The organism is Pseudomonas sp. B33.4 (assembly GCF_034555375.1).
GTDB lineage: Bacteria > Pseudomonadota > Gammaproteobacteria > Pseudomonadales > Pseudomonadaceae > Aquipseudomonas.
The window spans coordinates 4,138,656-4,158,209 of sequence record NZ_CP140706.1; the positions used below are offsets into that span (position 1 = coordinate 4,138,656).

17 protein-coding genes are annotated in these 19,554 nt (G+C 58.5%); 14 read left to right on the forward strand and 3 right to left on the reverse strand.

All coding sequences use genetic code 11. The features are described 5' to 3' along the window. The first annotated feature begins 135 nt into the window (after window positions 1–135). The 4 genes from trxB (at window position 136) to infA (ending at window position 2,935) form a co-directional block, all read left to right on the forward strand. Window positions 136–1,095: a thioredoxin-disulfide reductase gene (gene trxB, locus U6037_RS18180; RefSeq protein ID WP_322844029.1), complete on the forward strand. Its 960-nt coding sequence runs from the start codon at window positions 136–138 to the stop codon at window positions 1,093–1,095. Between the two features lie 63 nt (window positions 1,096–1,158). Then, entirely contained in the window at window positions 1,159–1,839 is a 681-nt protein-coding gene (gene aat, locus U6037_RS18185) for a leucyl/phenylalanyl-tRNA--protein transferase (RefSeq protein ID WP_322844030.1), read from the forward strand. 57 nt (window positions 1,840–1,896) lie between these two features. Next, complete coding sequence (locus U6037_RS18190; RefSeq protein WP_242207633.1) at window positions 1,897–2,604, forward strand: arginyltransferase; 708 nt, start codon at window positions 1,897–1,899, stop codon at window positions 2,602–2,604. A gap of 112 nt (window positions 2,605–2,716) precedes the next feature. Beyond that, window positions 2,717–2,935: a translation initiation factor IF-1 gene (gene infA / locus U6037_RS18195; protein WP_002553999.1), complete on the forward strand. Its 219-nt coding sequence runs from the start codon at window positions 2,717–2,719 to the stop codon at window positions 2,933–2,935. A gap of 974 nt (window positions 2,936–3,909) precedes the next feature. Here the strand turns inward: infA and clpA are convergent. Both clpA and clpS read right to left on the reverse strand, forming a co-directional pair. Next, entirely contained in the window at window positions 3,910–6,180 is a 2,271-nt protein-coding gene (gene clpA / locus U6037_RS18200; RefSeq protein WP_007920210.1) for an ATP-dependent Clp protease ATP-binding subunit ClpA, read from the reverse strand. A gap of 30 nt (window positions 6,181–6,210) precedes the next feature. Next, window positions 6,211–6,594, reverse strand: a complete 384-nt coding sequence (clpS, locus tag U6037_RS18205; RefSeq protein ID WP_011334948.1) for an ATP-dependent Clp protease adapter ClpS — start codon at window positions 6,592–6,594, stop codon at window positions 6,211–6,213. A gap of 224 nt (window positions 6,595–6,818) precedes the next feature. Here clpS and U6037_RS18210 point away from each other — a divergent pair, with 224 nt between their 5' ends. Then, window positions 6,819–7,100, forward strand: a complete 282-nt coding sequence (locus U6037_RS18210; RefSeq protein WP_316916724.1) for a cold shock domain-containing protein — start codon at window positions 6,819–6,821, stop codon at window positions 7,098–7,100. Window positions 7,101–7,163: 63 nt separating this feature from the next. On the opposite strand, the gene icd is transcribed toward U6037_RS18210, so the two are convergent. Then, the gene (gene icd, locus U6037_RS18215; RefSeq protein ID WP_126364475.1) at window positions 7,164–8,420 is read right to left on the reverse strand and encodes an NADP-dependent isocitrate dehydrogenase; all 1,257 of its coding nucleotides are present in this window, start codon (window positions 8,418–8,420) and stop codon (window positions 7,164–7,166) included. 480 nt (window positions 8,421–8,900) lie between these two features. On the opposite strand from icd, the gene U6037_RS18220 reads away from it, so the two are divergent. From U6037_RS18220 to aceA, 9 genes are all read left to right on the forward strand, one after another. Then, on the forward strand, window positions 8,901–11,126 hold the full coding sequence (locus U6037_RS18220; RefSeq protein WP_322844031.1) for an NADP-dependent isocitrate dehydrogenase: 2,226 nt from the start codon (window positions 8,901–8,903) through the stop codon (window positions 11,124–11,126). 197 nt (window positions 11,127–11,323) lie between these two features. Further along, window positions 11,324–11,770 (forward strand): NUDIX hydrolase, encoded by a 447-nt coding sequence (locus tag U6037_RS18225; RefSeq protein ID WP_322844032.1) that lies wholly within the window; start codon window positions 11,324–11,326, stop codon window positions 11,768–11,770. Between the two features lie 59 nt (window positions 11,771–11,829). Then, window positions 11,830–12,954 (forward strand): tRNA 2-thiouridine(34) synthase MnmA, encoded by a 1,125-nt coding sequence (gene mnmA / locus U6037_RS18230; RefSeq protein WP_007920201.1) that lies wholly within the window; start codon window positions 11,830–11,832, stop codon window positions 12,952–12,954. Next, window positions 12,951–13,574 carry a high frequency lysogenization protein HflD gene (gene hflD, locus U6037_RS18235; RefSeq protein WP_122600567.1) on the forward strand — a complete coding sequence of 208 codons (624 nt, stop codon included), beginning with the start codon at window positions 12,951–12,953 and terminating at the stop codon, window positions 13,572–13,574. Before mnmA ends, hflD begins: the two co-directional genes overlap by 4 nt. A gap of 127 nt (window positions 13,575–13,701) precedes the next feature. Further along, window positions 13,702–15,072, forward strand: a complete 1,371-nt coding sequence (purB, locus tag U6037_RS18240; protein WP_016987412.1) for an adenylosuccinate lyase — start codon at window positions 13,702–13,704, stop codon at window positions 15,070–15,072. 86 nt (window positions 15,073–15,158) lie between these two features. Beyond that, window positions 15,159–16,328, forward strand: a complete 1,170-nt coding sequence (locus U6037_RS18245) for a cupin domain-containing protein (protein WP_322844033.1) — start codon at window positions 15,159–15,161, stop codon at window positions 16,326–16,328. Continuing rightward, window positions 16,321–16,746 carry a GNAT family N-acetyltransferase gene (locus U6037_RS18250; protein ID WP_322844034.1) on the forward strand — a complete coding sequence of 142 codons (426 nt, stop codon included), beginning with the start codon at window positions 16,321–16,323 and terminating at the stop codon, window positions 16,744–16,746. The genes U6037_RS18245 and U6037_RS18250 overlap by 8 nt, the downstream gene beginning before the upstream one ends. A gap of 243 nt (window positions 16,747–16,989) precedes the next feature. Continuing rightward, window positions 16,990–17,751, forward strand: coding sequence for a secretin N-terminal domain-containing protein (locus U6037_RS18255; protein ID WP_322844035.1), 762 nt, complete (start codon window positions 16,990–16,992; stop codon window positions 17,749–17,751). A gap of 474 nt (window positions 17,752–18,225) precedes the next feature. Continuing rightward, window positions 18,226–19,551 (forward strand): isocitrate lyase, encoded by a 1,326-nt coding sequence (aceA, locus tag U6037_RS18260; RefSeq protein ID WP_034155130.1) that lies wholly within the window; start codon window positions 18,226–18,228, stop codon window positions 19,549–19,551. Window positions 19,552–19,554 lie beyond the last annotated feature (3 nt).

Here is a 19,554-nt window from a genome sequence, read left to right on the forward strand (position 1 = left end):
CCCGGCATTGTACGGGTTTGTGCGTCCGATGCCATGCTTCAAGCCCCAGGATTGAGCATAGTCAAGCACACAGAAGCCGCGATTCAATTTGAGCATGCATTACCTTTTGTGACAAAGGCTTATGAGGTGTATTTGATGAACGTAGCGAAGCATTCACGCCTGATCATCCTCGGCTCCGGTCCGGCCGGTTACAGCGCTGCCGTGTATGCCGCCCGTGCCAACCTCAAACCTGTGGTGATCACCGGTCTGCAGGCCGGTGGCCAGCTCACCACCACCGTCGAGGTCGACAACTGGCCCGGCGACGTTGAAGGCCTCACCGGTCCGGTACTGATGGAACGCATGCAGAAACACGCCGAACGCTTTGCCACAGAGATCGTTTACGACCACATCCACACCGCCAAGTTGCAGCAGCGCCCGTTCGAACTTGTCGGCGATAGCGGCACTTACACCTGTGATGCACTAATCATTGCCACCGGCGCTTCGGCGCAATATCTGGGCCTGCCGTCGGAAGAAGCCTTCGCCGGCAAAGGTGTTTCCGCCTGCGCGACCTGTGACGGCTTTTTCTATCGCAATCAGGTGGTCGCCGTGGTCGGTGGCGGCAATACTGCCGTCGAGGAAGCACTGTACCTGTCGAACATCGCTAAAGAAGTGCACCTGATCCATCGTCGCGACAAACTGCGCTCGGAAAAAATCCTCCAGGACAAACTCTTCGAGAAAGCCGCCAACGGCAATGTGCACCTGCACTGGAACCAGAATCTCGACGAAGTACTCGGCGATGCCAGCGGTGTGACTGGCGCGAGACTGCGTGACAGCCATACGGGCGAAACCCGTGAACTGGCGCTGGCGGGCGTATTCATCGCCATCGGCCACAAACCTAACACCGATCTGTTTCAAGGCCAGCTGCCGATGCGCGACGGCTATTTGCAGGTCAAGGGCGGCAGCGACGGCGACGCTACCTCCACCGAGATTCCCGGGGTGTTTGCCGCCGGCGACGTGGCCGACCACGTTTATCGCCAGGCGGTGACGTCGGCAGGCGCCGGCTGCATGGCCGCGCTCGATGCCGAGAAGTATCTGGACGACATTCCTGTCATTTAACGGCACACTTTATCGCGGGCCAAACGGCTCGCACCGCCCTCCCCTTCTGCAAGCCTGGATGCCATGCTGACTTGGTTACAACGTAATTCCCTGACTTTTCCGCCGCTGGAAAAGGCCATGCGCGACCCCAACGGATTGCTCGCCGCCGGGGGCGATCTGTCGGCTGACCGGCTGATTCAAGCGTATCGCCATGGCTGCTTTCCGTGGTTTTCCGAGGGTCAGCCGATTCTCTGGTGGTCGCCGGATCCGCGCACGGTGTTGTTTCCCGACGAACTGCATGTATCGCGCAGCCTCGGCAAACTGTTGCGCCAGCAACGCTACCAAGTGACCTTCGATCAGGATTTCGACGCGGTAATCCGCGCCTGTGCCGCACCACGGGATTACGCCGACGGCACCTGGATCACCGAGGCGATGCAGGACGCCTATGTCGAACTGCATCGTCGCGGCTTCGCCCATTCGGTGGAGGTCTGGGATCAGGGCGAATTGGTCGGCGGCCTGTATGGCCTGGCGATGGGCCAACTGTTTTTCGGCGAATCGATGTTCAGCCGCGCCGACAACGCTTCGAAATTCGGTTTTGCCACCCTGGTGCGCCATCTGAAGGACTCCGGGGTCGTGCTGATCGACTGCCAGATGCCGACCGATCATCTGCACAGCCTCGGCGCGCGGGCGATTCCCCGCCAGCAATTTGCTGACTATCTGGCTCGACATCTGGATCAACCCAATCGTGCCACCTGGGTTTGCTGAGCGACTTTTGCGCGCGTGGCTTACACTTAATTCACCAGCTTATCCCGAGGGTTGATCATGACCGAGTTGGCGCGGTTGAAGTTCTATGCCACTCAGCCTCACTCTTGCAGTTATCTGCCCGAGGAGCAGGCCACGACCCTGTTTCTCGATCCGAGTCAGCCCATGGATGTGCATGTCTACGCTGACCTGTCGGAAATGGGCTTTCGCCGCAGTGGCGATCATCTGTACCGGCCGCATTGCCAGAACTGCAATGCGTGCGTGCCTGCGCGCATTCCGGTGGCGCAGTTCACACCTAATCGTCAGCAGAAGCGGATCTTCAAGCGCAACATGGATTTGCAGGTGCGCCCGGCCAAACCGCAATTCAGTGAAGAATATTTCGATCTGTACCAGCGCTATATCGAACAACGCCACGCTGATGGCGATATGTACCCGCCCAGCCGTGATCAATTCTCGACTTTTCTGGTACGTGACCTGCCCTTCTCGCGTTTTTACGAATTCCGACTCGACGGACGGTTACTGGCTGTGGCGGTAACCGATTTGCTGCCAAACGGCCTGTCGGCGGTCTACACCTTTTACGAACCCGACGAAGAGCGCCGCAGCCTTGGCCGATTTGCCATCCTCTGGCAAATCGCCGAGGCACAGCGCCTCGGACTTGAAGCGGTGTACCTCGGGTACTGGATCAAGAATTGCAAAAAGATGAACTACAAGACGCAATATCGCCCCATCGAATTGCTGATTAATCAGCGCTGGGTCATCCTCAACTAAACCCAAGCCGTAAACCCCTTGGCGTAAACCCCATTTTTCGGGCACAATGCACGCCGCTTTTGCCTGGCGCAGTTGCACCGGGCCATTCATTGGATACCGAGGGCTTTACTGCATGTCGAAAGAAGACAGCTTCGAAATGGAAGGCACTGTCGTCGACACCCTGCCCAACACCATGTTTCGTGTGGAGTTGGAAAATGGGCACGTCGTAACCGCGCATATTTCCGGCAAGATGCGCAAGAACTACATTCGTATTCTTACCGGTGACAAAGTGCGCGTCGAGCTGACGCCCTATGACTTGAGCAAAGGGCGCATCACTTACCGCGCTCGTTAATCAAGTCAATACAGAACGCCCGGTTTATGCCGGGCGTTTTTGTATGTGCGTTTTGGGGTTTTGGGTTTGGGGGCATATCCGTTTTTTCGGGTGCGGCCGCTGGCGGTTTCGCTCTTACAGCGAGTCACCTTTTCCAAACGCCGAAAAGGTAACCCAAAAGGCTTTGCCCCGGCGTACGGCACTTCGCTGAGGCTCAGTGTTCCCTCGCTACGGTGTCCATCCGGGGGCATCGCCTACGGTTTGCTTCGCTGCACCTCCTCTCGATGTATGCGGCTACGCCGCACGGCGCTACGCGCCTACCCCCCGGATGGACACCTACGCTCGGCCTGCCGAAGGGGCAAAAAATCAAAAGCAACGTCAAAAGCCAAAGCCAGATCAAGAGCCCCTCACCCTAGCCCTCTCCCGGAGGGAGAGGGGACTGACCGAAGTGTTTGAGAGATGTACGCCGACGTGAAATACCGAGTCGAACTCAGGCTTTGAAAAGCCCGAAAATCGGCTCCCTCTCCCTCGGGAGAGGGCTGGGCGGGCGGCGTTCCGATGAGGGGCAGCTCCAACGCAAATCCAAAGCCGACCACGCTGTGCCCCTCACCACTCAACAGGATGAGCGTTAGCTCGGCTGCCGCTCTTGATCTTGATCCACGAGCGACATCGGAAGGCTGAGTGGAGGGATTCATCCGGGCGTGGGAGCGCAGCGACCGTTTGGCGCAGCCAAACACAGCGAGAGGAGGTGCAGCGAAGCAAACCGTAGGCGCTGCGCCCGGAGGGATCCCGGAGCGAAGGAACCCCGAGCCCCAGCGAGCGGGCCGCACGTAGGAGCAAGCGTTTTTTGCTTACTTTTTTTGGCGTTTGAAAAAAAGTGAGTCGCCGTAAGGGCGAAACCGTAATAAGCCATCACCGCAGCAACGGATATACACACAAAAACACCAGACAACAAAAAGGCGCCCGAAGGCGCCTTCCCAATCAACATCAAGCCGTCAGGCCATCTCAGCCGTGGTCTCGAAGTCAAACGTCAACTCACCATCCTTGATGTCGATGTGAACCACACCGCCATGCTCGGCCAGCTCGCCAAACAGAATCTCCTCCGCCAACGGACGCTTGATCTTGTCCTGAATCAGACGCGCCATAGGACGTGCGCCCATCGCCGAGTCATAACCACCCGCCGCCAGCCAACTGCGTGCCGCGTCGGTAACCTCAAGCAACACACGCTTGTCTTCCAGCTGCGCCTGAAGCTCGGTAAGGAACTTGTCCACCACACTTTTGATGACCTCATGACTGAGGCGACCAAACTGGATAATGGTGTCCAGACGGTTACGGAACTCCGGCGTAAAGCTCTTCTTGATCACTTCCATCGCATCAGACGAGTGGTCCTGATGGGTGAAACCGATCGAAGCGCGCGCTGCCGTTTCGGCCCCGGCGTTGGTGGTCATGATCACGATCACGTTGCGGAAGTCCGCCTTGCGCCCGTTGTTGTCGGTCAGCGTACCGTGGTCCATCACCTGCAACAGCAGGTTGAAGACTTCCGGATGCGCCTTCTCGATTTCATCGAGCAACAATACGCAATGCGGCTGCTTGGTGATCGCTTCGGTCAACAGACCGCCCTGATCGAAACCAACATACCCGGGAGGCGCACCGATCAGACGCGATACGGTGTGACGCTCCATGTACTCGGACATGTCGAAGCGAACCAGTTCGATCCCCAACGCCTTGGCCAATTGCCGCGCAGCCTCGGTTTTACCGACACCGGTCGGACCTGCGAACAGGAACGAACCGACTGGCTTGTCCGGCGATTTGAGCCCGGCACGGGATAGCTTGATCGCGGTAGACAGCGAATCGATCGCCGCATCCTGACCAAACACCGTCAGCTTGAGGTCACGCTCAAGGTTACGCAGCAGTTCCTTGTCGGAGCTGGTGACGTGCTTCGGCGGAATCCGTGCGATTTTCGCCACGATGTCTTCGACGTGCGGCACTTCGATGCGCTTGGCGCGCTTCTCGACCGGTTGCAGGCGCTGATAGGCGCCCGCCTCGTCGATAACATCAATGGCTTTGTCGGGCATGTGTCGGTCATTGATATAGCGCGATGCCAGTTCAGCAGCAGCACGCAGCGCTTCATCGCTGTATTCGATGTTGTGGTGCTGTTCGAAACGCCCTTTCAGGCCGCGCAGGATACCAATGGTGTCTTCCACCGATGGCTCGACGACATCGACCTTCTGGAAGCGACGCGCCAAGGCACGATCCTTCTCGAAGATGCCGCGAAACTCCTGGAACGTGGTCGAACCAATGCAGCGAATGTCGCCAGACGACAGCAGCGGCTTGAGCAGATTCGAAGCGTCCATGACCCCGCCCGACGCAGCGCCCGCACCAATAATGGTGTGGATCTCGTCGATAAACAGAATGGCTTGCGGACGTTTTTTCAGTTCATTGAGCAGCGCTTTGAAACGCTTCTCGAAATCTCCGCGATACTTGGTGCCCGCGAGCAGAGCACCGAGATCAAGCGAATAAACGACGCTACCCGCCAACAAATCCGGCACCTGGTTGTCGACAATACGCTTGGCCAGACCTTCGGCAATCGCGGTTTTACCCACGCCTGCTTCACCGACCAGCAGCGGATTGTTTTTGCGCCGGCGCGCCAGAATCTGCGCGACACGCTCGACTTCCGACTCACGGCCGACCAGCGGATCGATGCGACCCTGGCGCGCGAGTTCGTTGAGGTTGCTGGCATAAGCATCCAGAGGATTGCCTGAAGAAGAAGACTCACCGCCCTCGTCGTCCTGCATATCTTGTTCACCTTCAGAGTGATCGCCATGCCCCGGCACTTTGGAAATGCCGTGAGCGATGTAGTTGACGACATCGATGCGCGCAACGCTCTGCTGTTTCAGCAGGAACACTGCCTGACTCTCTTGCTCACTGAAGATGGCAACCAGCACGTTGGCGCCGGTTACTTCGCGTTTGCCCGAGCTCTGTACGTGGAAAACAGCACGTTGCAGTACACGCTGGAAGCCCAGGGTTGGCTGGGTTTCGCGATCTTCGTCATGAACGGGGATCAATGGCGTGGTGGAGTCGATGAACTCCTGCAGGTCATGCTTGAGTTTGTCGAGGTTTGCGCCGCAGGCACGCAAAACGGTGGCGGCAGCCTCATTGTCCAATAGGGCCAGCAAAAGGTGTTCGACGGTCATGAATTCATGACGTTTCGAACGAGCCTCCTTGAAGGCTAGATTGAGGGTGACTTCGAGCTCGCGGTTTAACATAGCTTCACCTCATACCCAAGTGGTCGGCGATTAACCGTCCTTCTCGATTTCACAGAGTAGCGGATGCTGGCTTTCCCTGGCGTACTGGTTGACCTGCATGGCCTTTGTCTCGGCGATGTCGCGGGTAAACACTCCACATACTGCCCGCCCTTCTGTGTGGACGGCCAGCATGACCTTGGTCGCCAGCTCGCGATTCAGGTTAAAAAACACCTCGAGCACTTCGACGACGAAATCCATCGGTGTGTAGTCATCGTTGAACAAAACCACCTTGTACATCGGCGGCGCCTGTAACGCAGGCTTTGCTTCCTGAACAGCAACGCCTGCCGAATCGTCGTCGTGCTCCTGTGGAAGATCCTTTTGGAGAAGCGGGCGATCCTGATTGAATGTTAGTCGAATCTGGCTGATTGCATGCATGGAAAGAAAGGTTCGTCAGTTGTGCAAATACAGTGGTGGGGGCGGTTGTCCACGTTTTCAACTCCGACTGCCCGGTCACCTTGACTATCGGGAAAACGGTGTTACAACCAATAGAACCCACAGTGGGTAAAAAAGATCCGCGGAGTCAATCCTTTTAACGGATTAGATTGCGGATGAACTGGATGATACTCCAGCGATGGAGTCTGTTGCAGAGGGATTTGAGCATGGCTGTCGGCAAGGTGAAATGGTTCAACAATGCCAAGGGATTCGGCTTTATCAATACCGACGCCCGTGAAGGCCGCGATGAGGATGGCAAAGACATCGATTTCTTTGCCCACTACTCCGCCATTGAAATGGACGGGTACAAAACCCTCAAGGCCGGACAGGCCGTCAGCTTCGACATCGTTCAAGGCCCCAAAGGCCTGCACGCCGTGAAGATCAAAGATGCGACGACTGCCAGCGAGCCAGTCGTGCATACGCCCCATACCGAAAGGGTGTCGAGCTGACGTTACCGGTCACTCAGCCATGAAAAAACCGCCCGAAGGCGGTTTTTTTTGTACCCGTACTGCTTACATATGCGAAATCAGCGCATCGCCGAAGCCAGAAGACGAAACCAGCTTGGCCCCGTCCATCAAACGTTCGAAGTCATAAGTCACAGTCTTGGCACCAATGGCGCCGTTGGTGCCCTTGATGATCAGATCCGCCGCTTCGGTCCAGCCCATGTGGCGCAGCATCATCTCGGCCGACAGAATCAGCGAACCCGGATTCACCTGATCCTTGCCAGCGTACTTCGGCGCCGTACCGTGCGTCGCTTCAAACATCGCCACGGTGTCGGACAGGTTGGCGCCCGGCGCGATACCGATACCACCCACTTCCGCCGCCAGGGCGTCAGAAAGGTAGTCGCCGTTCAGGTTCAGGGTCGCGATCACATCGTATTCGGCCGGACGCAGCAGGATCTGCTGGAGCATGGCGTCAGCGATGGCGTCTTTGACCACAACGTTCTTGCCGGTTTTCGGGTTTTTGAACTGCATCCACGGGCCGCCGTCGAGCAGGGTCGCGCCGAATTCTTCGGCGGCCACTTCATAGGCCCACTCTTTGAAGGCACCTTCGGTGAACTTCATGATGTTGCCTTTGTGCACGATGGTCAGCGAATCGCGGTCATTGTCGACCACATATTGCAGAGCCTTACGCGCCAGACGCTTGGTGCCTTCCAGCGAAACCGGCTTGACGCCGATGCCGCAGTTTTCGTCGAAACGGATCTTGGTGACGCCCATTTCTTCTTTAAGGAACTTGATGACTTTGGTGGCTTCCGGCGAACCGGCCTTCCACTCAATGCCAGCATAGATGTCTTCGGAGTTCTCGCGGAAGATGGTCATGTCGACGTCGCCAGGCTTTTTCACCGGGCTTGGTACGCCTTCGAACCAGCGCACAGGACGCAGGCAGACGTACAGGTCGAGTTGCTGACGCAGGGCCACGTTCAGCGAGCGGATGCCGCCACCGACCGGAGTGGTCAGCGGGCCTTTGATGGAAACCACGTAATCCTTGACTGCGTCCAGGGTTTCCTGAGGCAGCCAGGTGTCCTGATCGTAAACCTGAGTGGCTTTTTCCCCGGCGTAGACTTCCATCCAGGAAATCTTGCGTTTACCGCCGTAGGCCTTTTCAACAGCAGCATCGACAACCTTGATCATCACCGGACTGATGTCGACACCAATGCCGTCACCTTCGATGAAGGGGATGATCGGGTTATCAGGAACATTGAGAGAATGGTCTGCATTGACGGTGATTTTGTCGCCGACGGCTGGAACCTGAATCTTCTTGTAACCCATGCTGAACTCCATTGTTTGGATTGAACATCTGGCTTGGTTCGAGCGTAACCCAGTTAAATCAACACGCAAACCCTCTGTTCGTGGCGCGCCTACATCTCGTTTCGTACAAGCCTGAAAGCAAAGGGAAAAGCGCCAAACTCAAGCATTCGCGACGACTCTACGCGCCACCCTGCCCTGCGACCTTTAGACCAATGGACGAGAATCGTTGCATATGAACCATCGGCAGATTGCCAGCTACCTATGTATAATGCCGCCCGCTGACCACAGGGTCACGACGGTTGGCCTCTCTAGAATGAGACTTTCCGCCTTATAGCCGGACTGTTACCGCAGCCCGACTGCTTGACGCTCTACTGATGCACCCAACATCACCGCGAAGAATCTCGACATTCGGTTCATGGATGACTTTGAACGAACGCGCTTACCCGGCGCCCCTCGAGTTTCTGCGCACGCTTTAGCAAAGAAGAGAGAGTTAATCCGAATATGCCCACCCGCTCGAAGATCATCTATACCTTCACCGACGAAGCTCCAGCCCTCGCCACCTATTCCCTGCTGCCGATCATCGAGGCTTACACCGCCTCGGCCGATATCGCCGTGGAAACCCGCGATATCTCTCTTGCAGCACGTATTCTGGCCAGCTTCCCCGAGCAACTGGGTGACAAAGCCGTAGCCGACCACCTCGCCGAACTGGGCGACCTGGCCGTTACGCCTGAAGCCAACATCATCAAGCTGCCGAACATCAGCGCTTCGGTGCCTCAGCTGCAAGCCGCGATCAAAGAGCTGCAAGCTCAGGGTTACAACCTGCCGGACTACCCGGAAACCGTGACCAGCGACGCCGACAAAGACGCCAAGGCGCGTTACGACAAGGTTAAGGGCAGCGCCGTGAACCCGGTTCTGCGTGAAGGCAACTCTGACCGTCGCGCTCCACTGTCGGTTAAAAACTACGCACGCAAGCACCCGCACAAAATGGGCGCCTGGGCCAAAGACTCCAAGTCCCACGTCGCTCACATGAGCACCGGCGATTTCTATGGCAGCGAAAAAGCTGCCCTGATCGACGCCGCTGACGCCGTGAAGATCGAGCTGATCGCCAAGGACGGTACCGCGACCGTTCTGAAAGAAAAAACCACCGTTCAGGCTGGCGAGATCCTCGACTGCGCCGTGATGAGCAAAAACGCCCTGCGCGCGTTCATCGCTGCTGAAATCGACAGCGCCAAGGCGCAAGGCGTGCTGCTCTCGGTGCACCTGAAAGCGACCATGATGAAGGTCTCCGACCCGATCATGTTCGGCCAGATCGTTGCCGAGTTCTATAAAGACGCCCTGACCAAGCACGCTGACGTGCTGGCCGAAATCGGCTTCAACCTGAACAACGGCATCGGCGATCTGTACGCGCGCATCAAAGCCCTGCCGGCTGAGCAGCAAGCGCAGATCGAAGCTGACATGGCGGCGGTCTACGCTGCTCGCCCATCGCTGGCGATGGTCAACTCCGACAAAGGCATCACCAACCTGCACGTGCCGAGCGACGTGATCGTCGACGCCTCGATGCCAGCGATGATCCGTGACTCCGGCAAAATGTGGGGCACCGACGGTCAACTGCACGACACCAAGGCGGTGATTCCGGATCGTTGCTACGCGACCATCTACCAGGCCGTGATCGAAGATTGCAAAACCAATGGCGCCTTCGACCCGACCACCATGGGCAGCGTGCCAAACGTTGGCCTGATGGCGAAGAAAGCCGAAGAGTACGGCTCGCACGACAAGACCTTCCAGATCAAGGCTGACGGCGTTGTTCGCGTCACCGACAGCAAGGGCAACCTGCTGATGGAACAGGCTGTTGAAGCCGGCGACATCTTCCGCATGTGCCAGACCAAAGACGCGCCGATCCAGGACTGGGTCAAACTGGCCGTCAACCGTGCTCGCGCCAGCAGCACGCCAGCGATCTTCTGGCTGGACCCGATGCGCGCTCACGACGGCGTAGTGATCGAGAAAGTTCAGGCTTACCTGAAAGATCACGACACCGCCGGTCTGGACATCCAGATCATGGCACCGGTCGACGCGATGAAGTACACCCTGCAGCGCACCCGCGAAGGCAAGGACACCATTTCGGTGACCGGCAACGTCCTGCGCGACTACCTGACCGACCTGTTCCCGATCATGGAACTGGGCACCAGCGCCAAGATGCTGTCGATCGTGCCGCTGATGAACGGCGGTGGCCTGTTCGAAACCGGCGCTGGCGGTTCGGCTCCGAAGCACGTGCAGCAACTGGTTGAAGAGAACTTCCTGCGCTGGGATTCGCTGGGCGAGTTCCTCGCACTGGCAGCGTCCCTTGAGCATCTGGGTGTGAACTACAACAACCCGAAAGCGCTGGTGCTGTCGAAAACTCTGGATCAGGCCACTGGCCAGTTCCTCGACAACAACAAGTCGCCATCGCGCAAAGTCGGCAACATCGACAACCGCGGCAGCCACTTCTACCTGGCGATGTACTGGGCTCAGGCCCTGGCCGCCCAGACTGAAGACGCTGCACTGCAAGCGCAGTTCGCGACGCTGGCCAAGACTCTGACCGAGAACGAAGCAACCATCGTTGCCGAGCTCAACGCCGTTCAGGGCAAGCCAGTCGACATCGGCGGTTACTACCACGCCAATGCCGAGCTGATCAGCAAAGCGATGCGCCCAAGCGCAACCCTCAACGCGGCGATTGCTGCGCTGGTTTAAGGTTGTAGCGCGGCAAACAAACCCCGGCCCCGTGCCGGGGTTTGTGTTTCCAGAGTTCACACAATTCCCTTGTAGGAGTGAGCCTGCTCGCGATAGCGGTATACCATTCAACAATTATGGTGACTGACATTGCGCTATCGCGAGCAGGCTCACTCCTACAGGGATTGCATTTCAACCCCAGACTTGAGGAAGGTTTTATGGAATGGCTCCCCCACATCACCGTCGCCACCATCGTCGAGGACAACGGTCGCTTCCTGATGGTCGAGGAACACAAGGCCGGGCGTAATGTGCTCAACCAGCCCGCCGGCCATCTCGACCCGGACGAAACCCTGATCGATGCCGCCATACGCGAAACTCTCGAAGAAACCGGTTGGGACGTCGAACCCACCGGCGTCATCGGCATTTACCTGTACACCGCACCGAGCAATGGCGTGACCTACCAGCGCGTGTGCTTCAGCGCCAAAGCCGTCAAACATCACGCGGATTACCAACTCGACGACGGCATCGTCGGCGCCAAGTGGCTGACCCGTGACGAATTAATCGCCCAGCGCGGCAACTGGCGCAGTGAGCTGATCATCCGTTGCATCGACGATTATCTGGCCGGTCATCACTTCAGCCTCGAACTGATCCGCCCTTCTCTTTAGCCTTGAGGCCGCGAGCCTGCTAGAATCGCGTCCTTTTTCAAGACACTCATTGAATCCCTATGCGTGATCCAGCCCCTTCTGACACATCCAAGAAGCGCGTCATTGTCGGCATGTCCGGCGGCGTGGACTCTTCCGTTTCCGCTCTCCTGCTGATCGAGCAGGGTTACGAGGTGGAAGGCCTGTTCATGAAGAACTGGGAAGAAGACGACGGAACGGAATACTGCACCGCCATGGACGATCTGGCGGATGCTCAGGCTGTCTGCGACAAGATCGGCATCAAGCTGCACACCGCCAACTTCGCTGCAGAATACTGGGACAACGTGTTCGAGCATTTCCTCGCCGAATACAAGGCCGGTCGCACGCCGAACCCGGACATCCTCTGCAACCGCGAGATCAAGTTCAAGGCGTTCCTCGACTACGCCATGATGCTCGGCGCCGACCTGATCGCCACCGGCCACTACGTGCGTCGCCGCGACATCGATGGCCGTACCGAACTGCTCAAAGGCCTTGATCCGAACAAGGACCAAAGCTACTTCCTGCACGCCGTTGGCGGCGAACAGATCGCCAAGACCCTGTTCCCGGTCGGCGAACTGGAAAAGCCGGAAGTGCGCGCCATTGCCGAGAAATACGAGCTGGCGACCGCGAAGAAGAAGGATTCCACCGGGATCTGCTTCATCGGCGAGCGGCGTTTCAGCGACTTCCTCAAGCAATACCTGCCGGCGCAACCGGGCGAGATCAAAACCACCGAAGGCGAAGTAATCGGCCGCCACCACGGTTTGATGTACCACACCATCGGTCAGCGTCAGGGCCTCGGTATCGGCGGTTTGAAAGACGCCGGCGATGAGCCGTGGTACGTGCTGCGCAAGGATCTCGACAGCAACGAGCTGATCGTCGGCCAAGGCAACAACCATCCATGGCTGTTCTCCAGCGCCCTGCTCGCTTCGGAAATCTATTGGGTCAACCCGATCGACCTGAGCCAGCCGCTGCGCCTGACCGCGAAAGTGCGTTATCGCCAGAGCGATCAGGCCTGCACCTTGGAAAAAACCGCCAGCGGCTACCGCGCCGTGTTCGACGAGCCGCAACGCGCGGTGACGCCGGGCCAATCGGTGGTGTTCTATGACGGTGAAATCTGCCTCGGTGGCGGCGTGATCGAAGTCGCCGAGCCGTGGAGCGGCCAGGCATGAGCCCGACTCAGGAGCAACTGACGGCGCTTGGCGGTGTGTTCCTCGCTGCCGTGCTGGTCGACCGGATCGCCAAGACCGGCCAGACCAACGAAGCCGGCCTGAGCTGCATGCTCGGCAGCCTGTTGGTGCGCGACCCGAAAGACACGCTGGATGTGTACGGCGGCGACGACATCAATTTGCGCGAAGGCTACCGTGCACTGATCGGCGCCCTCGAGCGCGACCCGAGCACGCTGCAACGCGAGCCATTGCGCTATGCGCTGTCGATGCTCGGTCTTGAACGTCAACTGGCCAAGCGTGACGACATGCTCGACATCATCGGCAAACGCTTGCCGCAGATTCAGTCGCAGGTCGAGCACTTCGGCCCGGCTCACGAAAACGTGGTCGCGGCCTGCGGCGCGCTGTATCAGGACACCCTGAGCACCTTGCGCCAACGCATTCAGGTGCATGGCGACATGCGCAATCTGCAGCAACCGAGCAATGCCTCGAAGATTCGCGCCCTGCTCCTCGCCGGCATTCGTTCGGCGCGCCTGTGGCGGCAGCTCGGCGGCCATCGCTGGCAGTTGGTGATCAGCCGGCGCAAGCTGCTCAAAGAGCTGTATCCGTTGATGCGCAGCGAGTAATTCGCCCTGCAATAAAAGCTTTGTAGTCTGTAACGCGTAATACGCCGGTCAGTTGGCAACGGACCGGCGGATTTTTTCATGTATGATACGCGCCCCATTTCGTTGCCCGACTGTCCGAGAACACCCCATGCAGCTTTCTTCGCTCACTGCGGTTTCCCCTGTTGACGGCCGCTACGCCGGCAAAACCCAGGCCCTGCGCCCGATTTTCAGCGAGTACGGTCTGATCCGTGCCCGTGTTCTGGTTGAAGTGCGCTGGCTCCAGCGCCTGGCCGCCCACGCTGGTATCCCTGAAGTGCCAGCCTTCTCCGCCGAGGCCAACGCCGTTCTCAATGAACTGGCTGAAAACTTCTCGCTGGAGCACGCCGAGCGCGTCAAAGAGATCGAGCGCACCACCAACCACGACGTCAAAGCGATCGAATACCTGCTCAAAGAGCAGGCGGCCAAGCTGCCGGAGCTGGCCAAGGTCAGCGAGTTCATCCACTTTGCCTGCACCAGCGAAGACATCAACAACCTGTCCCACGCCCTGATGCTGCGCGAAGGCCGTGACGACGTGATGCTGCCGCTGATGCGCCAGACCGCCAACGCCATCCGCGAACTGGCCATCCGTTTCGCTGACGTGCCGATGCTGTCGCGCACCCACGGCCAACCAGCTTCGCCGACCACTCTGGGTAAAGAGCTGGCGAACGTGGTTTACCGTCTCGAGCGTCAGATCGCTCAAGTCGCTGCCGTGCCACTGCTGGGCAAGATCAACGGCGCTGTTGGCAACTACAACGCGCACCTGTCGGCCTACCCGCAGATCGACTGGGAAGCCAACGCCCGCGCCTTCATCGAAGACGAGCTGGGCCTGGGCTTCAACCCGTACACCACGCAGATCGAACCGCACGACTACATCGCCGAGCTGTTCGACGCGATCGCGCGCTTCAACACCATCCTGATCGACTTCGACCGTGACATCTGGGGCTACATCTCCCTGGGTTATTTCAAACAGCGCACCATCGCTGGCGAAATCGGTTCGTCGACCATGCCGCACAAGGTCAACCCGATCGACTTCGAAAACTCCGAAGGCAACCTCGGTATCGCCAACGCACTGTTCCAGCACTTGGCGAGCAAACTGCCAATTTCCCGCTGGCAGCGCGACCTGACCGACTCCACCGTCCTGCGTAATCTCGGTGTCGGCTTCGCTCACAGCGTGATCGCCTACGAAGCCAGCCTCAAAGGCATCAGCAAACTGGAGCTCAACGAGCAGAAGATTGCCGCTGACCTCGACGCTTGCTGGGAAGTGTTGGCCGAGCCGATCCAGACCGTGATGCGTCGCTACAACATCGAAAACCCGTACGAGAAGCTGAAAGAACTGACCCGTGGCAAGGGCATCAGCCCTGAAGCGCTGCAGACTTTCATCGACGGCCTGGACATGCCTGCGCAAGCGAAAGCCGAGCTCAAGCAACTGACCCCGGCCAACTACATCGGCAACGCTGTAGCGCAAGCCAAACGCATCTGATCGACCGCTTGATCCGTTTGAGACGCCCGGCCGCGCCGGGCGTTTTTATTCCCGTCTGAAAAGTGCTTTTTTTCAATAGGTTACATATGAATTCCGATATTCCTCTTCAACTTCTGGGCGGCATCACGGCGCGCGAATTCCTGCGCGATTACTGGCAGAAAAAGCCACTGCTGATCCGCCAGGCAATTCCTGACTTCGAAAGCCCGATCGACGCCGACGAACTGGCCGGCCTGGCCCTGGAAGAAGAAGTCGAATCGCGCCTGGTGATCGAGCACGGCGAGCGCCCTTGGGAACTGCGTCGCGGCCCGTTCGCCGAAGACGAATTCAGCAAATTGCCGGAAAAAGAGTGGACCCTGCTGGTTCAGGCCGTCGACCAATTCGTGCCGGAAGTCAGCGAACTGCTGGAAAACTTCCGCTTCCTCCCGAGCTGGCGCGTCGACGATGTGATGATCAGCTTCGCCGCCCCGGGTGGCAGCGTCGGTCCGCACTTCGACAACTACGACGTGTTCCTGCTGCAAGGCCACGGTAAGCGCAACTGGAAGATCGGCCAGATGTGCGATTCCGAGAGCCCGCTGCTGCAACACGCGGACCTGCGCATCCTCGCTGAATTCCACGAGACCGAAGAGTGGGTGCTGGAACCGGGCGACATGCTTTACCTGCCGCCACGTCTGGCCCACTGCGGTGTTGCGGTCGACAACTGCATGACTTACTCGGTCGGCTTCCGTGCACCGAGCGCTTCGGAAGTGCTGACCCACTTCACCGACTTCCTCAGCCAGTTCCTGACTGACGAAGAGCGCTACACCGATGCCGACGCACAGCCAGCAGCCGATCCGCACCAGATTCAACACGACGCACTGGATCGCCTGAAAGCCCTGCTCGCCGAGCACATGAGCGACGAGCGCCTGCTGCTGACCTGGTTCGGCCAGTACATGACCGAGCCGCGCTACCCGGAACTGGTGACCGGCCCGGAAGAAATCGAGGAAGAAGATTTCCTCGCCGCCCTGCAGGATGGCGCCATCCTGATCCGCAACCCGAGCGCGCGCTTGGCCTGGTCGGAAGTCGATGACGACCTGCTGCTGTTCGCCAGCGGCCAGAGCCGTTACCTGCCGGGCAAGCTGCGCGAGCTGTTGAAGCTGATCTGCGCCGCCGACGCCCTGCACACCGACAACCTCGGTGAGTGGCTGAACGACGAAGACGCTTGCGGCCTGCTGTGCCAGCTGGTCAAGCAAGGGAGCCTGGGGTTCGCCGATGAATAAGATTCGCGTACGTGTCGCAGACTGGCAGAAGGACATCGCCGAGATCCGGCGCATTCGTGAAACGGTGTTCATCGCCGAACAATCGGTGCCACCTGAGCTGGAATGGGACGCGGACGACGCGACCGCCGTGCATTTTCTGGCGTTTGAAGGCGACTTTCCGATTGGTACTGCGCGCTTGTTGCCCGATGGGCACATTGGCCGGGTTTCAGTGCTGAAAGACTGGCGCGGCATGAAGGTCGGTGATGCGCTGATGCACGCGGTGATTGCTGAGGCCGAAGAGCGTGGCTTGAAGCAGCAGATGCTCAGTGCACAGGTGCAGGCCACGGCGTTCTATGAGCGCTTGGGTTTCAGCCTGGTCAGCGAGGAATTCCTCGAAGCCGGGATTCCACATGTCGATATGGTTCGGCATTCGGCTTAAGACCGCGGCGCGGCTTTCGCGAGCAGGCTCGCTCCCACAGAGGATCTCCTGCGGACACGATTTTTGTGTCAGACAGAGATCCAATGTGGGAGCGAGCCTGCTCGCGAAGAGGCCCGCGAGAACACCACAAAACGCCCCGACATCAACCGATGCCGGGGCGTTTTGCTGTCTACGATTCAACTTGCCCCACCCAAGGCCGACAAACTGGCAATATCAAGCCTTTCGAAAGCGGAGATAACGGACATGTCCCTACGCACCCTGCTCACCACCCTGCTGCTCGGTTGCAGTTTTACGGTGATGGCAGCCACAGAAATCGTGCCTCTCAATTACCGCACCAGCACCGACATGCTGCCGATGGCGCAAGACTTCCTCGGCAAGGACGGTCAGGTCAGCGCCTACGGCAATCAACTGATCATCAAGGCCGAGCCAGACAAGATTCAGGAACTCAAGGCACTGATCACCCAACTCGACACGGCGCCGAAACGCTTGCTGATCAGCGTCGACACCAATGAAAACAATGGCCGTGGCGACGAAGGTTACTCAGTCAACGGTGCACAGCCGAACCAGACCCGCATCATCAGCCGCAGCACCGCCAGCCGCGACGGCGGCGTGCAGCAAGTACAGGCCACCGATGGCATGCCGGCGCTGATTCAGGTTGGCCAGAGCGTGCCGATCACCAATGTTCAAAGTGACTCCTACGGCGGTTACAACAGCCAGACGCAATACCGCAACGTCACCCAGGGTTTCTATGTCACCGCCAGCGTCACCGGTGACATCGTTCATCTGGCAATCAGTACCAACCGTGACCGCATGAGCCAGGAACGTCCCGATGTAGTGAACGTGCAAAGCACCGACACAACTGTCAGCGGGCGCCTCGGTGAATGGATCACCCTCGCCGGCGTCAATCGCCAGACTCAGGCCGACAAACAGGGCCTGACCCGCAGCTACTCGACTCAAGGCCGGGATGACATGACCTTGCGGGTGAAAGTCGACGCCCTGGACTAAAGCACCGAAAACTGACTGATTAGTCGTATTAGACGAAAGATGTAGTGCTTGAAAAAAAGCACTACAAAACGTTTGACGGGGTAAAAAAGCGAAGGCATGATGGCCTCGCTCCCGCTAATCAGAGGCCCTGGCAAGGGCTTTCGAAGCGATGTTCGCACCTACCCCGCGAACCGCTTCGTGTCTGTACCGCCCACAAGGTGTGTTTGACGAGGTTGCCGACTGGAACGAAGTTGTCCCGAGGGACGGAAGCGTATTTAGGTAACCCGGCTTCACACTGTAGACCGTATAAAGGCCCACGACGCCCGAATGCGCCCACAGCCTGCCACTACCTGCTCACTTCCCCTCGAGCCCATCGTTCATCCCGTCGCCTACCCCGCCGAATCCGACTTGACCACCTAAGCTTATGGTCAGCGAGCGCAGGAATTTTCCACCGCAGAACAACTTTTCATAAAAGACGCGACGAGGTTTATCTCCATGGCACTGACACGCGAACAGCAAATTGCAGCCCTCGAAAAAGACTGGGCTGAAAACCCGCGCTGGAAAGGCGTGACACGCACTTACTCCGCTGCTGACGTCGTCCGTCTGCGTGGCTCGGTTCAACCTGAGCACACCTTTGCAAAAATGGGCGCCGACAAGCTGTGGAACCTGGTGACCCAGGGTGCCAAGCCGTCCTTCCGTCCTGAGAAAGATTTCGTCAACTGCATGGGCGCCCTGACCGGCGGCCAGGCTGTTCAGCAGGTTAAAGCCGGTATCCAGGCGATCTACCTGTCGGGCTGGCAAGTGGCTGCGGACAACAACTCCGCAGAATCCATGTACCCGGACCAGTCGCTGTACCCGGTGGATTCGGTGCCAACCGTGGTCAAGCGCATCAACAACTCGTTCCGTCGTGCTGACCAGATCCAGTGGAAAGCCGGCAAGAACCCGGGCGACGAAGGCTACATCGACTACTTCGCGCCGATCGTGGCTGACGCTGAAGCCGGTTTCGGCGGCGTACTGAACGCCTACGAGCTGATGAAGAGCATGATCGAAGCAGGCGCCGCCGGCGTTCACTTCGAAGACCAACTGGCTTCGGTGAAAAAATGCGGTCACATGGGCGGTAAAGTACTGGTTCCTACTCAGGAAGCCGTACAGAAGCTGACCGCTGCACGTCTGGCTGCTGACGTTGCCGGTACCCCGACCATCATTCTGGCCCGTACCGACGCCAACGCTGCTGACCTGCTGACTTCCGATTGCGACCCGTACGACCAGCCGTTCGTGACTGGCGAGCGCACTCAGGAAGGTTTCTACAAGGTCCGTGCCGGCCTCGATCAAGCCATCGCCCGTGGCCTGGCTTACGCGCCATACGCCGACCTGATCTGGTGCGAAACCGCCAAGCCGGATCTGGACGAGGCTCGTCGCTTCGCCGAAGCGATCAAAAAGGAATACCCGGACCAACTGCTGTCGTACAACTGCTCGCCTTCCTTCAACTGGAAGAAAAACCTGGACGACGCGACCATCGCCAAGTTCCAGCGCGAACTGTCCGCCATGGGCTACAAGCACCAGTTCATCACCCTGGCCGGCATTCACAACATGTGGCACAGCATGTTCAACCTGGCGCACGACTACGCCCGCAACGACATGACTGCCTACGTGAAGCTGCAGGAGCAGGAATTCGCCGACGCTGCCAAGGGTTACACCTTCGTGGCTCACCAGCAGGAAGTGGGCACCGGCTACTTCGACGACATGACCACTGTGATTCAAGGTGGCTCGTCCTCGGTAACCGCACTGACCGGTTCGACCGAAGAAGAACAGTTCCACTGATCT